Consider the following 19313-nt stretch of genomic DNA (forward strand, 5'->3'; position numbering starts at 1 on the left):
AATGAGTTCAAGGAGATGATCTTGTGAAAAAACTGGATAAAATTCTGGATAATGTCATGCGCTTCCTCATGGCAGTGGCAATGTTCGCCCTGCTGGCAGGCGGCACTTGGCAGATCTTTACCCGCTGGATCCTGCGCAACCCCTCCACTGTGACGGACGAGTTTCTGCGCTATGTCCTGATCTGGGCTTCCATGATCGGTTCCGCCTACTGCTTCTACAAGGATAAGCATCTGGCACTGGATCTGGTCAAGGGCCGCGCAAAGGGTGCGTTCAACGTTGTGCTCAGCGTGTTCATCGAGGCCGCTATCGTGTTCTTTGTGGGCTACGTCTTTGTTTACGGCGGCTGGAAGCTGACTGCAAACGCCACCAACGTTTCCTCGGTCATGCGCATCCCCTTCAAGTTCCTGTATTCCATCCTGCCGATCTCCGGCGTGTTCATCATTCTGGCTCGCGCGCTGAAGTATGTACAGCTCTTCGCGGAGCGTAAGGAAAAGAAAGGAGAAAACGCATAATGGTTGCACAGGCTACGTTACTGCTGTTCGGTTCCTTCTTTGTCATGCTGCTGGCCGGTGTGCCCATCTCGGCAGGCATTGGCATTGCATCCATCTTCACGGCACTGTTCAGTATGGATCCCGCAATTTTTGCCCTGACCGCCGCACAGCGCTGCTTCTCGGGCATTGACTCCTTCTCTCTGCTGGCGCTGCCCTTCTTCTCTCTGGGCGGCAACATCATGAACAAGGGCGGCATTGCAAAGCGCCTTGTCCGTCTGGCACGTCTGGCTGTGGGCAAGATGCCCGGCTATCTGGCTGCCACCAACGTTCTGGCCAATATGTTCTTCGGTGCCGTTTCCGGTTCCTCCGTGGCAGCTACCTCTGCCATGGGTTCCATCATGGCTCCGCTGGAGCTGGATGAGGGCTACGACCCCAACTACTCCGCAGCCGTCAACATCTGCTCTGCCCCCACCGGCATCCTGATCCCCCCGTCCGGCCCGCTGATCCTTTACTCCATCACCGCCGGCGGCGTCTCTGTGGCCGCTCTGTTCATGGGCGGCTACCTGCCCGGCATCCTGATGGGTCTGTGCGTGGCTGGTCTGGCTGTGTTCATCGCCGTCAAGAAGGGCTATAAGTCCTCCGCCGTCAAGGACCCCGACCCCGCCGTCAAGATCATCATTGATGCAGTGCCCTCTCTGCTGGCCGTCATCATTGTCATGGGCGGCATTCTGGCAGGCTTCTTCACCGCTACCGAGGCCGGTGTGGTGCTTTGCCTGTACTGCGGCCTGCTGTCCATCCTGTACAAGGAGATGACCTTCAAGAGCTTCTACAATCTGCTGGCAGACACCATGGAGAGCAGCGCTACCATCCTGTTCCTGATCGCCGCTTCCTCCATCATGTCCTACGTCATGAGCTACTCCGGCATCCCTGCCGCTATCAGCAACGCACTGATGAGCGTTTCCAGCAACCGCTACGTCATCCTGCTGATCATGAACGTGTTCCTGCTGGTCATGGGTATGTTCCTGGATCTGACCCCGGCTGTCTTGATCTTCACCCCCATCTTCCTGCCCATCACCCGTAGCATCGGCATGAGCGATGTGCAGTTCGGCATCATGCTCATCATGAACCTGGGCATCGGCTCGGTCACCCCGCCGGTCGGTTCCTGCCTGTTCGTGGGCTGCGGTGTCGGCAAGGTCAAGATCGAAGGCGTTACCAAGTATATCGTGCCGCTGTTCGCCGCCATGGTCGTGGCACTGTTCCTTGTCACCTTCATCCCTGCCATTGCGCTGTGCGTCCCGTACCTGTGCGGTCTGGTGCCCAGCCTTGGCTGGACGTTCTAAGCCCTGACTGTTCCGGGTAAAGCAACGAATACGTTGCCCCCATTTCTCTGAAGATATCCTGCATCTGAGGGGGAATGGGGGCATTTTTTATCAAAATCCAACGAGAGGAATAAAAACTATGGAGATCTGCTCCCGTTTTACCGGCATGGAGCGCAAAGACGGCGCTTTCCTGCTGCATACTGATAACGCTGATATCAAGGTCTGCTTTGTGACCGATGAGATTGTCCGCGTCCGCGCAAGCTTTGACCATGAGCTGGCAGAGGAGTCCTACGTCCTGATGACCACCGCATGGGAGGATCGGATGGACGAGCTGTTCAAGGGTGAGCGCACCCGTGTGGAACCCTTTGCCGCCGAGCTCACCGAGGACGACAGCACCCTCACCTTTGCCACCGGCAAGGTGACGCTGGTGGTGGACAAGGACCCCATCAACTTCAAGCTGCTGGCTGCCGATGGCTCCGAGCTGTACAGCACCCTGCCCGGCAACCCCTTCGTCAAAGACGCCAACAACCGTGTGGTGGCTTACAGCCGGATGAAGGAGGACGACTGCTTCTACGGCTTTGGCGAAAAGACCGGCCTGCTGGATAAGAACAAGACCTTCCAGCGGGAGCGCGCCACCGACGCCATGGGCTACGACGCCGAGAAGATGGATACCCTCTACAAGCACATCCCCTTCTACATCCGTCTGGACCGTGACACCCACAAGGCTGTGGGCGTGTTCTACCACAACTTCTACGAGTCCGTGTTCAACATGGGCTGCGAAAAGAGCAACTACTGGCCCCGCTACACCTATTTTCAGGCAGACGGCGGCGATCTGGACTGCTTCCTGATCGGCGGCGACACCATTGCCCGCATCGTGGACAACTACACCCTGCTGACCGGCCGTCCGGCACTGCTGCCCAAACGTGCACTGGGCTATCAGGGCTCCAGCATGTACTACCCCGAGCTGGAAAAGGACAGCGATGACGCCGTGCTGGGCTTTATCGACACCATCAAGGAAGAGGGCTTCCCCATCGATGGCTTCCACCTGTCCAGCGGCTATACCAGCCAGAACAACAAGCGCTGCGTCTTTACATGGAACACCGACCGCTTCAAGGACCCCAGCGCCTACTTCCACGCCATGAACGAAAAGCATGCCCAGAACGTGCCCAACGTCAAGCCGGGTGTCCTGCTGTGCAACCCCCGTTTCGACGAGTTCAACGCAGATGACGTATTCGTGAAGGACAGCAAGAACCCTGAGACCTACGGTGTCGGCAAATGGTGGGGCGGCGACGGCGCATTCTGGGACTTCACCAAGCCCGAAGGCCGTACAGCCTGGAAAAAGTACCTCACCGAGTCCATCATCGCCGTGGGCACCGATTCCGTCTGGAACGACAACTGTGAGTACGACAGCCTGATGGACAAGGACTGCACCTGCGATTTTGACGGCAAGGGCGGCACCATCGGCCAACTGAAACCCCTTATGAGCACCCTGATGTGCAAGGTGGGTGCCGATGCCGTAGTGGAGCACAACGCCAAGGCACGCCCCTACATGGTCTGCCGCAGCGGCAGCGCCGGTATCCAGCGCTACGCCCAGACCTGGTGCGGCGACAACTACACCAGCTGGAAGAGCCTGAAGTACAATATCCCCATCATCACCGGCATGGGTCTGTCCGGCCAGCCCAACGAGGGCGCGGACATCGGCGGCTTTGCCGGCCCCGCACCCACCGAGGAGCTGTTCGTGCGCTGGGTGCAGAACGGCATCTTCCAGGCTCGCTTCTCCATCCACTCTGCCTCTAACGATAACACCGTCACCGAGCCGTGGATGTTCCGGGAGTCTGCGGACACCATCCGGGACGCCATCCTGCTGCGTTACCGCTTTACTCCCTATCTTTACAGCGCCGAGTACGAGGCCAGCCAGACCGGTGCGCCCATCATGCGCGCTTTGGTCTACGACTTCCAGAACGACCCCAAGGCATGGGAGGAGAGCTTCGAGTTCCTGTTCGGCCGGGACATTCTGGTGGCCAACGTTCTGGAAGAGGGTGCCAAGACCCGCACCGTCTATCTGCCCGCAGGCTGCAAGTGGTATGACTGGAACGATAAGTTCCGCTGCTACGAGGGCGGCCAGACCATCGAGGTGCCTGTCACCATGGCTACCATCCCCATGTTCGTCCGTGAGGGCGCAGTCATTGCCATGGCAGACAACCAGCTGATGACCATGGAGGGCGACCACACCACCGCCCTGCACCTCATCGTAGCACCCAAGGGCACCACCACAACGACCCTGTACGATGACGACGGCATCACCAACGATTTCAAGAGCGGCGTGTACCGCAAGACCACCATCACCACCACCGCAGGCGAGCGGGTGACCATGAACTTTGCCTCCGAGGGCAGCTACAAGGACACCGTGGAGACCATCAAGGTGGAGATGATCGCCAAGGAAAAGAGCCCCTTCTGGGTCACGCTGGATGGCCGCAAGATCGAGCACTTCCTCAACCGCCGCAAGTTCGACGCCGCTGCCGAGGGCTGGTATTACAGCCAGAGCAAAAAGGCTGTCGAGGTCAAGTATGCAAACCCCGCCAAGGATCACGAGTTGACTGTTTCGTTTGAACAGTTCGACCTGATCGGTATGTAACACTGTACGGAGGAACCTCTTATGCTGCTGCGTAGTTTTGAATCCTTTGAAAAGACCGAAAACGGCTACCTCATCCACGGCGATGCTGCCGATGTGAAGCTGATTTTCATGACAGACGATATCATCCGCATCCGGGTGCACTTCGACAAGGGCACCCCCATGGAGGAGGAGTCCTACACGCTGGTGACCACCGCGTGGGAAGACCGGATGGACACCCTGCTCAAGGACGAGCGCACTCGCATCACCGCGCTGGATGTCCCCTGCGCCGAGGACGATAAGGCTCTGACCTTTGAGACCGCACACCTGACTTTGAAGCTGTTCAAAAAGCCCTTCCACTTTGAGTTGTTCGATAAGTCCGGCAAGCTGATCTATCAGGATCTGCGGGAGCGCGCCTTTGAGAAAGATCAGATCGGCCGTCTGAGCCACTTCTCCAAGGTGGATCGGGAATACGACCACTTCTACGGCTTTGGCGAAAAGACCGGCCATCTGGACAAAAAGGGACGCCGCCTGCGGATGTCCCCCAAGGATGCCATCGGCCACGACCCCGAGACCGGCGACCCGATGTACAAGCACATTCCCTTCTACATCCGGGTAAATGAGCACGACCTGCGCCCTGTGGGTCTGTTCTACCACAACTCCTACGACTGCGTGTTCGACCTTGGCGAGGAGCTGTCCGGCTACTGGGAGCGCTACTGCTACTACCAGACCGACGGCGGCGACATCGACCTGTTCCTGCTGGCCGGTGAGACCCTGCCGGAGATCCTGAACGAGTACACCCTGCTGACCGGCCGCAGCGCCCTGCCCACCAAGCAGTCTCTGGGCTACTGCGCCTCCACCATGTACTACGCCGAGCTGGAAAAGAACTGCGATGAGGAGATCTACAAGGTCATCGACAAGCACGAAAAAGAGGGCATCCTCATCGACAACTTCTGGCTGGCCTCCGGCTATTCCAGCGGCGAAAAGGACAACCTGCGCTATGTGTTCAACTGGAACCACAAGCGCTTCCCGGATCCGGAAAAGTTCTTTGAGAACATGAACGCCCGGGGCATCAACGTGATCCCCAACCTGAAGCCCGGCATCCTGAAGCACCACCCCTACATCGACCTGTTTGAAAAGAACGATGTCTTTATCAAGACCCCGGACGGCAAGGCACCGTACTATGGCCGCTGGTGGGGCGGCGAGGGACGCTTCTTCGACTTCACCGGCCCCAATGGCCGCAACACTTGGAAGCAGCTGCTGGAGGAGAACATCCTCAAAAAGGGCACCAAGACCGTCTGGAACGACAACTGCGAGATGGACGGCGTGGAGGATCGCGACGCCCAGTGCGACTTTGAGGGCAAAAAGGGCACCATGGCAGAGCTGAAGATCCTGCACTCCAACCTGATGGCCTACACCGCCAAGCAGGCGCTGGCAGATGTGTACCCCGGCGAGCGCCCCTACATCATCAACCGCGCAGGCTACGCCGGTATCCAGCGCTACGCACAGGTGTGGGGCGGCGATAACCTGACCGACTGGCGCACCGTCAAGTTCAACATTGCCACCATTCTGGGCATGGGTCTGTCCGGCTGCTCCAACATGGGCTGTGATATCGGCGGCTTTGCTGGCCCCGCACCCGAAGCAGAACTGCTGCTCCGCTGGCTGCAGAACGGCATCTTCCAGCCCCGTTTCTGCCTGAACTCCGCCAACAACGATAACACCGTTACCCAGCCGTGGATGTACGAGGAGAACCTGCCCTACATCCGTGCAGCCTACCAGCTGCGCTACCGTCTGATGCCCACCCTGTACTCCCTGATGTACGAGTCCAACCAGAACGGTATGCCGGCATGGCGTCCGCTGTTCCTTGAGTTCCCGGACGACCCCAAGTGCTACACCGACAAGAACCTGACCTTTATGTTCGGCAAGAGCATTCTGGTGGCGAATGTGGTGGAAAAGGGTGCCACTACCCGCACCGTCTACCTGCCCGCAGGCTGCACCTGGTACGATATGAACGATAATCTGCGCGCATACGAGGGCGGCCAGACCATCGAGGTTCCGGTCACGCTGGCAAGCATCCCCATGTTCCTGCGCGGCTCTGCCGTTGTGGTGACCACCGAGGACGTCAAGCACATCCTCAAGGACACCATGCGCCAGATCGACCTGCTGGTCGCTGCCGAGACCGACACCAGCTTTGTGCTGTACGATGACGACGGCCACACCGAGGACTACAAAAACGGCGTTTACGCCAAGACCACCATCACCGTCAAGGCCGGCGACCGCACCGACATCCGCTTTGCCACCGAGGGCAGCTACGAATCTCCCGTGGAGCGCATGACCCTGAAGCTGGTCAGCAAGAAAAAGGGTGCGCTCTGGGCCAGCGTGGATGGGCAGCAGCTTCCTCAGTACATCGTCCGCGACGGCTGGGAGGCCGCAGAGTCCGGCTGGTACTATAACCTGCCCGACCGCACCATCTGGGTCAAGTTTGCAAAGCCTGCCAAGAAGGACTTTACAGTGACTGTCTCCACCGAAAAGTTTGACCTCATTGGTATGGCAGAGGACTAAAAAGCCATCTCCAATCTTCTTTAATTCTTCTTCAAAAACACGATGACCCGTGGGGAGTTCCCCACGGGTCATCGTGTTTTTTATAGGTTTCAGGCTTCGACCTGCGTCTCCCGTCGGAGGATGCGGCAGACCATGAACAGGCAGTAGAACATCGCCAAACCCCATGCAAAGGGATTGGAAAGGCAGATGCCCAGATACCCAAGGCCGGTCTTTACTGCCAGCACGCCGCCAAGGCTGCGGCCAATGAGCTCGCCCACGCCGGAAACGATGGCCAGCACGCTGTAACCAAGCCCCTGCAAGGTGTTGCGGAAGATCATCAGCAGGCCGTGGAAACAGAACAGCATACTCATGACGCTGAGGTACTGGATGGCACCCGCCGTGACGGCAGGGTCGGCATCGCCCAGCACCAGCCCCACCGCGTAGGGCTTGATGAAAAAGATCACGCCCCATGCCACGGCGCAGTAGAGCAGCTGCACCATGCAGCCGTCCTTGATGCCCTGCCGGATGCGGTCGGTGCGGCGGGCGCCGTGGTTCTGTCCCACATAGGTAGCCATGGCCATGCCTACGCTCTCCATGGGCAGGGTGAACATCTGACGGATCTTTTCGCCTGCGGTCTGGGCTGCCACAGCGGTGCTGCCCAGCAGGTTGATGGCGTCCTGCATGATGACTGCACCGATGGCCGAGACCGAGTATTCAAACCCCATGGGAAGGCCGATGTAGGCCAGCCGCCTGCAGTGCCCTGCCGAAAGCAGGGTGCGCGGCTGCCGGAAGGAAAGCCCCTCCAGCTTTGCCGTGCAGGCAAAGAACCAGTAAGCGCACAGCCCGCCGCTGAGCAGCTGGCTGAGCACGGTGGCAATGGCGGCACCGTCCACCCCCATGCCCAGCGGCACGATGAAGAGATAGTCCAGCAGAATGTTCACCACGCTGGCGACCAGCAGGAAGTAAAAGGGGTGCCGGGAATCCCCCAGTGCCCGCAGCACGCTGGAAGCGTAGTTGTATAGCACCGTAGCCGGGATGCCCAGAAAAATGATCTGGATGTAGAGCACCGCATCGGTGTACAGCTCCTCGGGCGTATGGATGAGCCGGAGCAGCGGCCCCGCCATCAGGGTGGTAAGCACCGTAAACACCACGCTCAGCACCAGACAGAGCAGTGCGCCGTTCAGCAGGTATTTTTGCAGCCCGTCCTTATCCTTTGCGCCAAAGGTCTCTGCCGCCGGGATGCCAAAGCCCACGCAGGCTCCCTGCACAAAGCCCAGAATAAGAAAGTTGAGGGAGTAGGTAGTGCCTACCGCGCCCAGCGCATCGGTGCCCAGACACCGCCCTACGATGACGGTGTCCGCAAAGCTGTACAGCTGCTGGAACAAGGTGCCCAGCACCAGCGGCAACGCGAACCGCAGGATCTGGAACAGCGGCTTGCCCACAGTAAGGTCGGTGGTGCCGGAGCGCTTTTGAGAAGTAGCTGCCATAAAGAAAACTCCTTATTATGGTATTTTCTTCATTCTATCATGGACAGCCGCTTTTCCCAAAGTGGTTTTGTGACAGGAAGCTGTCTTTTTGTGATGGAAGCGCGGAAACTTCCATATTCTTCACAGTTGCTTCTTCTGCGGCGGAAAGTTCCGGCTGTTTGTTTGCAGAGCCATGAATCCACTTTTTGATGCAGCCCTTTGCAGGTCTACACTCATCCACCACACAGCCGTTTCTACTGCCAAAAAGAGAGGGCTGGACGGTGCCAGCCCTCTTGACAAGGAAAAACACAAGGCTCTTTATTATAATAAAGCTATAAGAACATAATAAAGGCAATTATTTGAAATTTTTGAAAAAACAGAAATCATTTTGATGATATGGGACGTTTTAATAGACAGGAAGGGGGTGAACCGTATCCAGACAGAATTATTGCTGCGGAAAGCGCAGAGCGGAGATACGGGTGCTCTGGACACTCTGATTACAGCGTACTATCCACAAATTCTGAACTATTGCCGTTGGCATACAGCGGACGAGCAGCAGGCGCAGGATGCAGCACAGGAAACCTTTTTGAAAGCGGTGCGCTGGCTGGATTCCTGTGGTGGATTTCAGGGGGCATTCCGTCCCTTTCTGTACAAAATCGCAAAAAACATTTGCATCGATCTGAACCGTACGATGGAGCGGACAGAGATATCGCTGGAGAGCTTGCCGGGCGAACCCGCCTATCAGGAAAGCGGCTTTGCTGCGGCAGAGGAGAAAGCAAACCTGCGAGCGCTGACGGCCCAGCTGGAGCCGGAACAGCGGGAACTGGTATTGCTGCGGTTCGCACAACAGCTTAAATTGCGGGAGATCGCGCAGATTACAGGTCTGCCCCTGCGCACAGTGCAGTCCCGCCTGCGTGCCGCATTGAAAACCTTGAAAATGCAATTGGAAAAGGAGGACTGGAGATGAATCGAGCCTTTGAAAAAGAACTGTCCAAAGCACTTGCGGCAGAGCCGGACACAGCCGCACCGAAAACGCTGCTGCGCCGCTGCCGGGCGGAACATGTCGTAAAACAACGGAGTGGTTGGTGCGATTTGCTGCACTGCCAGTTCAAATTGCTGGGCTGGAAGGTCTGGGCGCTGGAAGCAATGGCGGCACTGGCGTTGTACAGTGTGGGTCGGGAACTTGCCCTGTGGGAGAAGGCATGGACATTACGCAATGCACTGTTTGGTCTGAGCACACTTGCCATGCTGACAGCCCTGCTCGGTCTGCCGTTTTTATACCGGGCAAGTCAATATAAGATGCTTGAGCTGGAACAAGCCACATATGCAGGAATCGGTCGTCCACTGGTGATGCGGTTTTTGCTGCTGCTGGCGGGGGAAACGATCCTGCTGGGAGTGCTGGTACTCAATGTGCGGGCAGCCGTGCCATGGAGCATCGGGCAACTGCTGGCGGTGCTGACCGTGCCATTTCTGACTGCAAACAATGAGCTGCTTCTGCTGCTGCGCTGGGTGCGCCCGGAATGGATGATGACCGGGGCTGTACCGCTGTTTGCAGGGCAGCTGTGTTTGCTGCGGTTTGTGCAATTATCGGAACTGCCGAAAGGTCTGCCACTGGCGGCGGGCGTGCTGGTGCTCTGTATGGTGTTGCAGTGCATCCGGCTTGCCGCCCGGTCAGAATATATTGCAGAAGGCTGAAAGGAGCAAGTCATGGAACTGAAAATTCAGAATATTACAAAGCGATACAGGGATAAAACGGCGGTGGATGATGTGTCCATCACTCTCACGCCGGGTGTGTGGGGACTGCTGGGGGCGAATGGTGCAGGCAAAACAACCTTAATGCGGATGTTGGCGGGCATTCTGCGGCCCAGCAGTGGCCGGATTTTGTGCGATGGGGTGGAGATTGGGACGCTTGGGGCGGCCTACCGGGAAAAGCTGGGGTATCTGCCGCAGGAATTCGGGTTTTACCCGGAATTCACGGTGCAGGACTATCTGGAATATATGGCGGCACTCAAGGGTCTGCCGCGCACAGAGGCTACACGGCAGATCGACGCACTGCTGGAGCGGGTAAGCCTCACTGAGGTGCGCCGCAAAAAGATCATAAAGCTTTCCGGCGGTATGAAGCGCCGGGTAGGCATCGCACAGGCACTGCTCAACGACCCGGAAATTTTAATTCTAGATGAGCCCACGGCAGGGCTGGACCCCGGAGAACGGGTGCGCTTCCGCAATCTGCTGTCGGAGTTTGCGCAGGAACGGATCGTTCTCATTTCAACGCATATCGTTTCGGATGTGGAATACATTGCGGCCGAAAATGCCGTGATGAAGGCTGGCAAAATCATTGCACAGGACACCACCGAAGGGCTGGTAAAGCAGATCAAAGCTAAGGTCTGGCAGGGAAATATCCCGATGGAACAGCTTGCCCGGTGGGAATACCGGCTGCGGGTGGTGAACCTGCGCAACGAGCCGGACGGAACGGTAACATTGCGGTATCTGGCGGATGCACCGCAGCTGCCGGACAGCGTCCCGGCACAGCCCCGGCTGGAAGATCTGTATCTGTGGCTGTTCCCGGAGGAAATGGAGGAAGCAAAATGAACCTGTATCGTTTGGAATTGAAACGTGTGTGCAAAACTCGTATGACAGCTATTCTGCTGGTCATTGCGCTGGTGCTGGCTGTGGTCATGGCATATCTGCCGGTGACCTTTATCGGCTGGACGGAACTGGATGCCAGCGGAAACGAAGTGCGTTACACGGGTCTGAAAGCAATCCGGAAACGGCAGGAGCAGCAGGTATCCGGTACCATCACGCCGGATGTCATGCAGGAAGCACTGGAAGCCTATCAGCGGGTGTACCGGCAGTATGATGCAAGTTCAATCAACGACATCCCAACCGAAGTGTTTTATAAAGAACTTGCCCGGTATCAGCCTCTTGTGAACAACGCAAAGGAAGCCTTTGCCGACTCGAAAACCGGCATGGCACCGGGCGTGATGGGGCTGACCGCAGAGGATATGCAGAACTTTTACAGCCAGCTCCCCAAACGGCTGGAATCGGTGATCTGGCTGGAACAAAGCGGAAAGCCCGGCTATGAGCAGGCGCAGGCCATTGCACAGAAAAAGTTCGATGCTGTACAAAAACCGTTCACCTATTCATTTGGGGTCAGTTCAGACGCAATGGATTACCAGACCCTGTTGAGCTTGCTGCTCACCCTGCTGTGCGCGGTGATTGCGGCCCCGGTGTTTGCATCGGATGCACAGACCGGGGCGCAGGACATCCAACTGTGCACAAAAAACGGCGGTCTGCGGCTAGCAGCGGCAAAGCTAGCGGCGGCGTTTAGTATCACAGGGGCGGCGTATCTGCTCTGCGGCGTGGTGTGGATCCTGGTCACGAATGCTCTATTTGGCTGGGAAAGTACCCAAACTTCCGTGCAATGGCTGTTTTCTGTGACCAGCCTGCCGCCGTATACCGTTGGCCAGATGGAGTGGGTCATGCTGGTGGCAAACTTCCTGATCTTCTTTGCGGAGGTGGCCTTTGTGCTGATGGCATCCGTATGGGCCAAGAACAACCTGACCGCTTTGTCTGTGGCGCTGATCAGTGTGGTGGCACCGCTGATTGTTTATATGGTCGTGCCGGGCTCCTTTGGAGAATGGCTGTCCACCCTGATTCCGGCAGGGGGCATTGGGCTTTCCAATGCATTGCTGTATAAAATGATCAGCTTTGATTTTCTCTATGCAGGCGGGCATGCCTTCTTTCAGGCAGATGTACTGCTGGCATCGGCACCGATCAAGATCGTTCTGCTCGTTGGATTGGCAGCATGGGGGTATCTGCGAAAGACCAAGGTGGCTTAAAAGGAAACGCTACTGAAAAAAGTTCATCGGATGCATAGAAAACTGCATCGGATGAACTTTTTTGTCCTAAGCTCCCTGCCATGAATCGTAGTTGTTGATGTACATTTGATGCTTGACCTGAACAGGCAAAATCGTAGCTGCCGTATCGGGCTTGAACCCGACCGTTTTCTCGGCTTTGCATAAAAATCCGATCCCTGTTTTAAGGGGCTGATTTTGGCTCTGCATACTTTTTGCACACCGGAACGGCTGGATAACGGATGCAAGAGGGGATGGCGGGTGCAAAGAATACAGCGGATACAAAACACAAATTTACGGCGAAGCGATAAAAGTAACGAATTTGCGTAATTCCGGAAATTGATGATTGTTGCACATCGACTTTTCTTAATTAAAGCTTATCGCATTTGTAACATTCTTTCCACAACTTTCTCGTATTATCTTTCAATAATAAGCACAAAGGCAGGTACACCATGTTTCCACAGTGTACCTGCCTTTTTCGTCTTTATGGGTTCGGTGTACCTACTACACCAATCCGCCTATTCGATTCTTACACCACACCGCTTTGTAAGGCTCCTTTTCGGGAAAACGTCCCAAAATTGGTGTAGTTGTGGTGTAGTACCGTAGATGCCGCTTGAAATCCGTTCACAATTTCATCGTATCTGCGTTTCAATTTTGCATTTTACTGCTCAATCGGCTTCATCGTGGGGATGTCATCGACGAGCAGTTATAAGCCTTTATTTCTTGATACTACTCTACACCGCAAGGGTTGAATTTTGCCATTTCATTTACATCTCTACACAAGCCTTTATCCGAACTGTATCGTTTGGCGTATGAATTGGCGTAAATGGCGTATGGCGTATTTGGCGTATGCTTTATTTTATTCTTCAGGATCTTTCCACTGTGCGAACTGACGGTCAAGATTTTCAAATTCAGACTTCCGCAGTTCCTTGGTCACATCCGCATAGATGTTCAAGGTCGTGGAGATATCTGAATGTCCCAGCGCATCCTGAATCACCTTGATGTTCACGCCCGCTTCGCACATCCGGGTCGTGAAGGTATGCCGCAGGGTATGGCAGCTGAAACGCGGCAGGAGTACGGTGCTATTCGGGTTCTTCGCCAGCACTTCATCGTTGCAGTCCCGGATGATGCGCCGGATGGCCTTATTCAGTGTTCCCTGATGCTGGCACTCTCCAAAGCGATTGACGAAGATGAAGTCCGTGTAACCGTCCACCGTTACCGTGCAATGGATCTCTGCTTCTTCCTGATAGGCACGTTCCTTTTCAAAGGCTTCTTTCACGAAGTCCATCATCGGAACAGTGCGGACACCAGCCTTTGTTTTGGGCGAGTGGCAGTTGAAGTAGCAGCCCTTCTTGCCGCCGTTGTTCTCACGATGGTCGTAGTTGACCAGCGTGTGATTGACGGAGATCGCGCCTTCCTCAAAATCCACATCGCACCAGCGCAGACCAGTGGCTTCTCCTACGCGCAAACCAGTTCCCAGCATGACCGCGAAAATCGGATACCAGTGCTGGTACTTCGGCGTTTTGGAGAGGTAGGACAGCAGCAGATTCTGCTCTGCGATGGTCAGTGCCTTACGGCGGTTGGTTTCAAACTGGTGTGCCTTTTTCAACTCCCGCAGAACATTGTCCGAGGGATTGCTCCGCAGATAGCTGTCATCCACCGCCATGTCCAGCACCTGATGCAGAACCGTGTGTACGCTGTCAATCGTAGAGATCTGCAAACCTCGCTCGTCTGCCAGCGTGTTGTAAAACTGCTTCACATCCGACTTTTTGAGCGCAGACACCTTCGATTTGCCGAAATCCGGCTCCACGAACTGCCGATAAAGGTACAGATAGTTCTGGAAAGTGTTGTCCTTCAGACCACGCTTCACCTTTGCCCACAGGGTGAACACATCGTTCAGGGTGACATACCGCGCTTCTGCCTTGATGCCTTCCAGCGAATCTCGCTGGATGTCTTTTTCCTTTTCCCGAAGCTCCTCCAAGGTCGCGGCATAAATAGAATGTCGCTTGCCATCCGGGGAAGTCCAACGGAAATCGTACTTGCCATCTTTGCGCTGGGATTCGCCCTTGCGGAGAACCACACGCGCCTTGTCCTTGCGTTTCGTATTCTGATTTGTTGCCATGAGCGTCGCTCCTTTCTACATTGCGGTACAGAAAAGAGCGTTGTTCTGTGTTCAGAGTACCACAGATACGCCATTCTCTGCAAGACGTTTTGAAAAATATCCGGGACATTTTCAAAGCGAGTACATTCGCTCCGTGTATTCATCCAGCTTGCGCCGCTTGATGAGCCGCTTAGAACCCACCCAAAGCACGAATTGGCATTGCTCATGGTCGGACAACGACCGAAGTTTATTGATTCCAATGCCGGAATAAGCTGCGGCTTCTTCCAATGTCAAATTGCTCTTTTCCCAAATCGGGATTTCTTTCATAGGCAGACCTCCGTATCCTTATAGCCGGATGCAATATTGCATATCCAGCAGTTCTTTTTCAAGTATCTATCTCGGATTATCCAATCAATGCTTTCAGCCGTTCCAGCTTTTCTTGTGCGTTTTCTCTCCGTAAGCTGACACCAATACAGGAGATGGGAACGCACATCTCCAACAGGCGGTCATAGATGCGGGCATGGGCGATATCCTGCGGATGCCGGATCTCATCCAGTGTCAGATTGGTGGTGACGATCAGGGGCTTCCGGCTGCGGTAGTGACTGTCTACAATGTTGTAGATCTGTTCCAGTGCGTACTCGGTGCCACGCTCCATACCGAAATCATCAATGATTAGAAGTGGATAGCGGCACAACCTGTCTACGACCTCATTCCGCCCGGAGAAGCTGTTGTTCAGTTCGTTCAGGATGTGTGCGAAGTTCGTCATGCACACAGGCACTTCCTGCTCCATCAGAGCGTTTGCAATGCACCCGGCAAGGAAACTCTTGCCTGTGCCAACACCGCCCCAGAGCAGCAGTCCAATGTTCTCTGAGTGCATGGTCTGCCACTGCTCCACATAGCGGTGTGCATGGCGAATCTGTGGGCTGCGCCCATTGTCGTTTGCAAATGTCCAATCCAGCATCGCAGAATCCGAAAAGCCGTCTGCTTTCAGCCGCCGCACAAGGTCGAGGTGCTTCTGCTCCTTAACAGTTGCCTCCTGCCGTTCCCGTTCGGCTTTGTGACAGGCACATTCTACCGGATGCTTGTTCTTTCCCATCAGGACAAGACCTTTGGGAAAGAAGGCTTCCTTGGGCGTTTGGCACTTGCCGCAATAAAGCAGACCGTTGTCTCCGTGATAGTCCGCTGCGTTTCTGGGCATACTGGAAACGGGGGGGTCCAAAATTTTCTCAATCGTCTTTATAGGCTTTCTCCTTCCGCAAAGGTGTAGTCCGGGATACCAGGTGTTGTCTTTTTCTCTGTCTTCTGCCGCTTTGCCCAGATACGCAGCGTTGCAGCATGGTCGGCGTACTTCCTTCCGGTGGACTGGATATAGGCGGATAGCTGCTCGATCAGACCATCCAGCCCTGCAAAGTCAGCCTTGAGCCGTTTATACTCCTTTTCCGTCAGAAAGACATTCTGGTATTCTCCCAATGAGAGATGAGTACGGTTTGCTCTTATCAGGTGGTTATCTTTCAGGTTGTTCTTATTACGTTGGTTAGGTGTGCATTTTTGCGCAACCATACTGTGCGTTTCTGCACAATCAGACTGCGTACTGGTGCATACTGTGACTGCGCAATTCTGCACAGTATGCGGAACCTTGAGCAGAATGTGGCTGGGTTTGGAAAATCCGCTGCGCACTCGCTCGGCAAGTTCCGCTTTTTCCAGTTCAGCAAAAGAGCGTGTCACACTGGAAACGCAGCACCCTAAATCCTTCGCCAGATGAGAAAGCGGATAGATCACATAAATACGCCCCTGATTGTCCACCCAGTTATTTTTCTGCGAGAGAGTGGCACGGTCGAGCAGGAGCGTGTAGAGCAGCTTTGACGTGTGGCTCAGGTCAGCGTCGAGAAGAAACCGGGCATAGGGCAGATACTGCGGCAGTGGCATATTGGCTTTCAAGTAGTCTGAAATAATCTTCACCTCCAATTTTTACGTTCTATCATGGTGCTTTAGGGGGCTGAGAATTGTAAGCGCAAGATTCGCCCGTGTCGCCTCAAAACTCACTTTCGTAATTTTGGCCGACGGCGAACTTGCTGGAGATTTCACTCCCCAGTCCCTCGATGAAATCTGAAAATCTGCAATTTTCAGATTTTGGCTCCCCATAAAAATGGTGAGCAGCCGAGATGCAGGGCATCATCGGGGACGTGTGGGACTGCATCCCACACCCTGCACCGAACAACCATTCAACAGAGATTTGCGAATCCCTGCTGTCTGCTTGTCCGGTTTTTTGCTGTCGGTCTCTCCGCAAGCTATTCCTGCCCGATTCACTCCGGCGTTCTGGCTTTCCTTGGTGCGCTCTTGTCCTGGCGGCACTTCACCGGAAAGTTATATTGGCTTGCAGCCGACGATTCTGTTGTCAAGGAACACTGGTTTTCAATCTTAGAATTGGAGAAAGCCCGTTTCGCAAGGTACTTTCAAAATCTTTACAGATTTTTTGCTGTCTCACAAATAGGAATCCGCAAGGGCAGTTTCATATACAATTTTTTGAAATTTTCAAAATTTCATCCACCCACGAGGCGGGAGCATTGTGGCTGCGAGATGAATTTTCATCAAGCCAACCATCAGAAACGGACGGTTCTGTATGAGGGCATGGGGAGCAGAATCCCCATCAAGATGCCCGGTATGAAAAGCCCAAATGGGATTTTGAGTTACTCCGGGCGAATCTTGCCCTGATAAATGTGCAGGCAGTGATCTTCGGAGAAGTCAGCGTTAGCATTGAGATTGATGGTTTCCATCACTGTTCAAGCGGTCTTTTACGGTCTGAAGATACCGGCTGGCGCGGTCGATAAGCACCAGCAGTTTCTCATTGTTCTTTGGTTCGGTAAGAATATCGGGGTATTCACGAAAACACATTTCCCACCGCCGCACAAAATCCTCCTGTGCGCCCTGAATCTCACACATCATGGCTTCGCCATCTGCCAAACGGCGAGGCGAATAGATACTCTTGACGACATCCTTGAGATTCTGTTTTTCTTCCTTGTTGAGTCCTTTCTTATGCCCCTGAATGTCTCGCTTGAAGGTCGTTATAAGCTCATTGTCCTTTGAAGGCGAAGAATAAGAATCCGTGATACTGGAATTCCGTTCGGCTTTAGGCTTACGCAACTCTGCCACAACTTCGGGACGCTTTTTCTTTGGAATCTTTGCAATCGAGGAAATTTCACGGTCAGTTGCACGAATCTTTCCGCTCAGGATTTCTTCTTGCACACCGGGTACTGCTTCCTCCGCCGCTTCCACACCTTTTGCAAATTGTTCTGCACGGTAAACATAACTTTCAGATGTTCCATTCTCTGCTGCAACTTTTGAACGCGAACCATGCTTTTGGTGGTTTGGTTCATTTTGAACCAGACCACTTTCGGGTGCCAAGGTGTACTGATTGCCGTGAAACGATTTGATTTGCTTTTCCGCTTCTGCCTGCTTTCCAATCAGGAACTTTTTCTGCTCTGGGGTCAGATTACGCCGACCCAGCTGATTCTTGCAGATCCATGCCAGTGCTTCATAACGGTTAGAAAATTTTCTCTCGATGACTTCAAACGGAATAAATGGATATTTTTGAAGGACTTGATAGCGCGTGTGTCCGTCAACAATGTAGCCGTTCCAAGTGATGATCGGATTCAGCACACGCTCTTCCTTGAGGATGTTCATTTCCAGTTGGTGTTTTTCTTCAAATGTTGGAGGATTGATCTGACGCTGGAACTCCGGGTCAATTTTGAGTTGGCTCAGTTTTGTCATAGGCAAATCATCCTTTCTGAAATGAAATAGAATATCATTATTCTTACGCCGTTCTCTCTGCATGGTGTTCCTGCCCCTTTCCAGCGGCGTTTTCCGGCTCACCCTTGCGGGGTCTTCGCCGGGTATTCCATGCAGACGGTCATGCGGTTTTCAAGGTCCATGGAATAAGTATACAGTATCCTTTGGCTACTGAACAGGAAGTATTCGTTCCGGTTTTGAGGCCTTTTTTCGGCTTTTATGGGCAAAAACCGGAAGCTTTAGTTCCGGCTAACCACTGGATCGCTTTTATCATAGCAGAAATCTCGTTGAATTTTCAGGAGGTCGCACCTCCGGTTTAGACACAAAAAACCGGAGGTATCGCCTCCGCTTTTGCGTGCAACTTGCTTTAGCTGCGTGCATTTCGTTTTGCACAAAAATAACCGTCCGCTTCAAGTTAAACTTGAAAACGGACGGTCTGGCTTGCAAAATAATCTTCAAAATTGGAGGGCAGTTTGAGAGGCTTCATAGTACCCGCAAGCAGTGCAGACGTATATACATCTGCTTATTTTGCGTTGCAAAATACTTGTTGGGAACACCCAAACCCGTGAACTGCATCCGTTGGATGCAGGCCGCCTTTCCTGATTCAACACGATTCTTCGCACTCAGAGAGTGGACGATTCCTCCGGGTGTTCCAGTTCATAGGCTTCCTGCGCAGGAGCAGTCAGATCCCACAGGGCACTGTATACTTCCCGATAATGCGGTGGGAACGAATTGGTCCCATATGCCGAGATCGTAGAGCCATCTGTAAATTCAACGTAGAAACCGAAGCTTTCACCATCCAGCACCGCACGGTTGCTGCCTTTGAAACCGTTCCAGCTGCCGACATCGTAGGTCTCAAGAAGTTCTCTGGCCTCTTGCAGGACCGATGCATCTGTAGGATACACAGAATCCGGCTCCTCACCGTCCCAGAGTTCCAGCACGATCTCTGCACCTTGATCGGTACAGTGGATGATCCGGTTGGTGATTGCAGCGCGTGCCATCCCTTGTTGCGAAAAGCTGATCTTCTGCACCTCAGTGATGGGAACTGAAGATGCTTTGGGCGTTCTGGTGCACCCCGGCATCGCAAGTGTTATTCCCAGCAGCGAAGCGAGAAATGCCATTTTCCACTGCCTCCGTAAGGATC

The 19313-nt window shown here is 54.4% G+C and carries 15 protein-coding genes; 8 read left to right on the top strand and 7 right to left on the bottom strand.

All coding sequences use genetic code 11. The annotated features are described in order from the left end of the window. Positions 1 to 23 precede the first annotated feature (23 nt). The 4 genes from DXB44_RS10705 to DXB44_RS10720 all read left to right on the top strand — a co-directional run bounded on the left by DXB44_RS10705 (position 24) and on the right by DXB44_RS10720 (position 6983). Positions 24 to 512 carry a TRAP transporter small permease gene (locus DXB44_RS10705; protein ID WP_055186371.1) on the top strand — a complete coding sequence of 163 codons (489 nt, stop codon included), beginning with the start codon at positions 24 to 26 and terminating at the stop codon, positions 510 to 512. Further along, positions 512 to 1831, top strand: a complete 1320-nt coding sequence (locus DXB44_RS10710) for a TRAP transporter large permease (protein ID WP_081028459.1) — start codon at positions 512 to 514, stop codon at positions 1829 to 1831. Before DXB44_RS10705 ends, DXB44_RS10710 begins: the two co-directional genes overlap by 1 nt. A 118-nt stretch (positions 1832 to 1949) precedes the next feature. Further along, positions 1950 to 4445, top strand: a complete 2496-nt coding sequence (locus tag DXB44_RS10715; protein WP_118658712.1) for a TIM-barrel domain-containing protein — start codon at positions 1950 to 1952, stop codon at positions 4443 to 4445. Positions 4446 to 4466: 21 nt separating this feature from the next. After that, positions 4467 to 6983: a TIM-barrel domain-containing protein gene (locus DXB44_RS10720; protein ID WP_118658713.1), complete on the top strand. Its 2517-nt coding sequence runs from the start codon at positions 4467 to 4469 to the stop codon at positions 6981 to 6983. Positions 6984 to 7072: 89 nt separating this feature from the next. Here the strand turns inward: DXB44_RS10720 and DXB44_RS10725 are convergent, their stop codons facing one another. Then, the gene (locus tag DXB44_RS10725) at positions 7073 to 8449 is read right to left on the bottom strand and encodes an MATE family efflux transporter (protein ID WP_118658714.1); all 1377 of its coding nucleotides are present in this window, start codon (positions 8447 to 8449) and stop codon (positions 7073 to 7075) included. Positions 8450 to 8852: 403 nt separating this feature from the next. Here DXB44_RS10725 and DXB44_RS10730 point away from each other — a divergent pair, with 403 nt between their 5' ends. The 4 genes from DXB44_RS10730 to DXB44_RS10745 are packed head-to-tail and all read left to right on the top strand — an operon-like array spanning position 8853 to position 12267. Further along, positions 8853 to 9395 (top strand): RNA polymerase sigma factor, encoded by a 543-nt coding sequence (locus DXB44_RS10730; protein ID WP_243111122.1) that lies wholly within the window; start codon positions 8853 to 8855, stop codon positions 9393 to 9395. After that, entirely contained in the window at positions 9392 to 10123 is a 732-nt protein-coding gene (locus DXB44_RS10735) for a hypothetical protein (protein ID WP_118658716.1), read from the top strand. Before DXB44_RS10730 ends, DXB44_RS10735 begins: the two co-directional genes overlap by 4 nt. 12 nt (positions 10124 to 10135) lie before the next feature. Continuing rightward, a complete protein-coding gene (locus DXB44_RS10740; protein ID WP_118658717.1) occupies positions 10136 to 11017 on the top strand; it encodes an ABC transporter ATP-binding protein in 882 nt (293 codons plus the stop codon). Continuing rightward, positions 11014 to 12267, top strand: a complete 1254-nt coding sequence (locus DXB44_RS10745; RefSeq protein WP_118658718.1) for an ABC transporter permease subunit — start codon at positions 11014 to 11016, stop codon at positions 12265 to 12267. The genes DXB44_RS10740 and DXB44_RS10745 overlap by 4 nt, the downstream gene beginning before the upstream one ends. An 874-nt stretch (positions 12268 to 13141) precedes the next feature. On the opposite strand, the gene DXB44_RS10750 is transcribed toward DXB44_RS10745, so the two are convergent. The 6 genes from DXB44_RS10750 to DXB44_RS10775 all read right to left on the bottom strand — a co-directional run bounded on the left by DXB44_RS10750 (position 13142) and on the right by DXB44_RS10775 (position 19290). Continuing rightward, positions 13142 to 14404, bottom strand: coding sequence for a tyrosine-type recombinase/integrase (locus tag DXB44_RS10750; RefSeq protein WP_118658719.1), 1263 nt, complete (start codon positions 14402 to 14404; stop codon positions 13142 to 13144). A 111-nt stretch (positions 14405 to 14515) separates the two neighbouring features. After that, a complete protein-coding gene (locus tag DXB44_RS10755) occupies positions 14516 to 14710 on the bottom strand; it encodes an excisionase (RefSeq protein ID WP_097839747.1) in 195 nt (64 codons plus the stop codon). 76 nt (positions 14711 to 14786) lie between these two features. Next, positions 14787 to 15581, bottom strand: coding sequence for an ATP-binding protein (locus tag DXB44_RS10760; RefSeq protein ID WP_118658729.1), 795 nt, complete (start codon positions 15579 to 15581; stop codon positions 14787 to 14789). Positions 15582 to 15619: 38 nt separating this feature from the next. Then, positions 15620 to 16342, bottom strand: coding sequence for a replication initiator protein A (locus DXB44_RS10765; RefSeq protein WP_243111125.1), 723 nt, complete (start codon positions 16340 to 16342; stop codon positions 15620 to 15622). A gap of 789 nt (positions 16343 to 17131) precedes the next feature. After that, positions 17132 to 18151 (bottom strand): hypothetical protein, encoded by a 1020-nt coding sequence (locus tag DXB44_RS10770; RefSeq protein ID WP_118658721.1) that lies wholly within the window; start codon positions 18149 to 18151, stop codon positions 17132 to 17134. A 641-nt stretch (positions 18152 to 18792) separates the two neighbouring features. Beyond that, a complete protein-coding gene (locus tag DXB44_RS10775; protein ID WP_118658722.1) occupies positions 18793 to 19290 on the bottom strand; it encodes a hypothetical protein in 498 nt (165 codons plus the stop codon). Positions 19291 to 19313 lie beyond the last annotated feature (23 nt).

The organism is Faecalibacterium sp. OM04-11BH (assembly GCF_003482185.1).
Taxonomy (GTDB): Bacteria; Bacillota; Clostridia; order Oscillospirales; family Ruminococcaceae; genus Faecalibacterium; species Faecalibacterium tardum.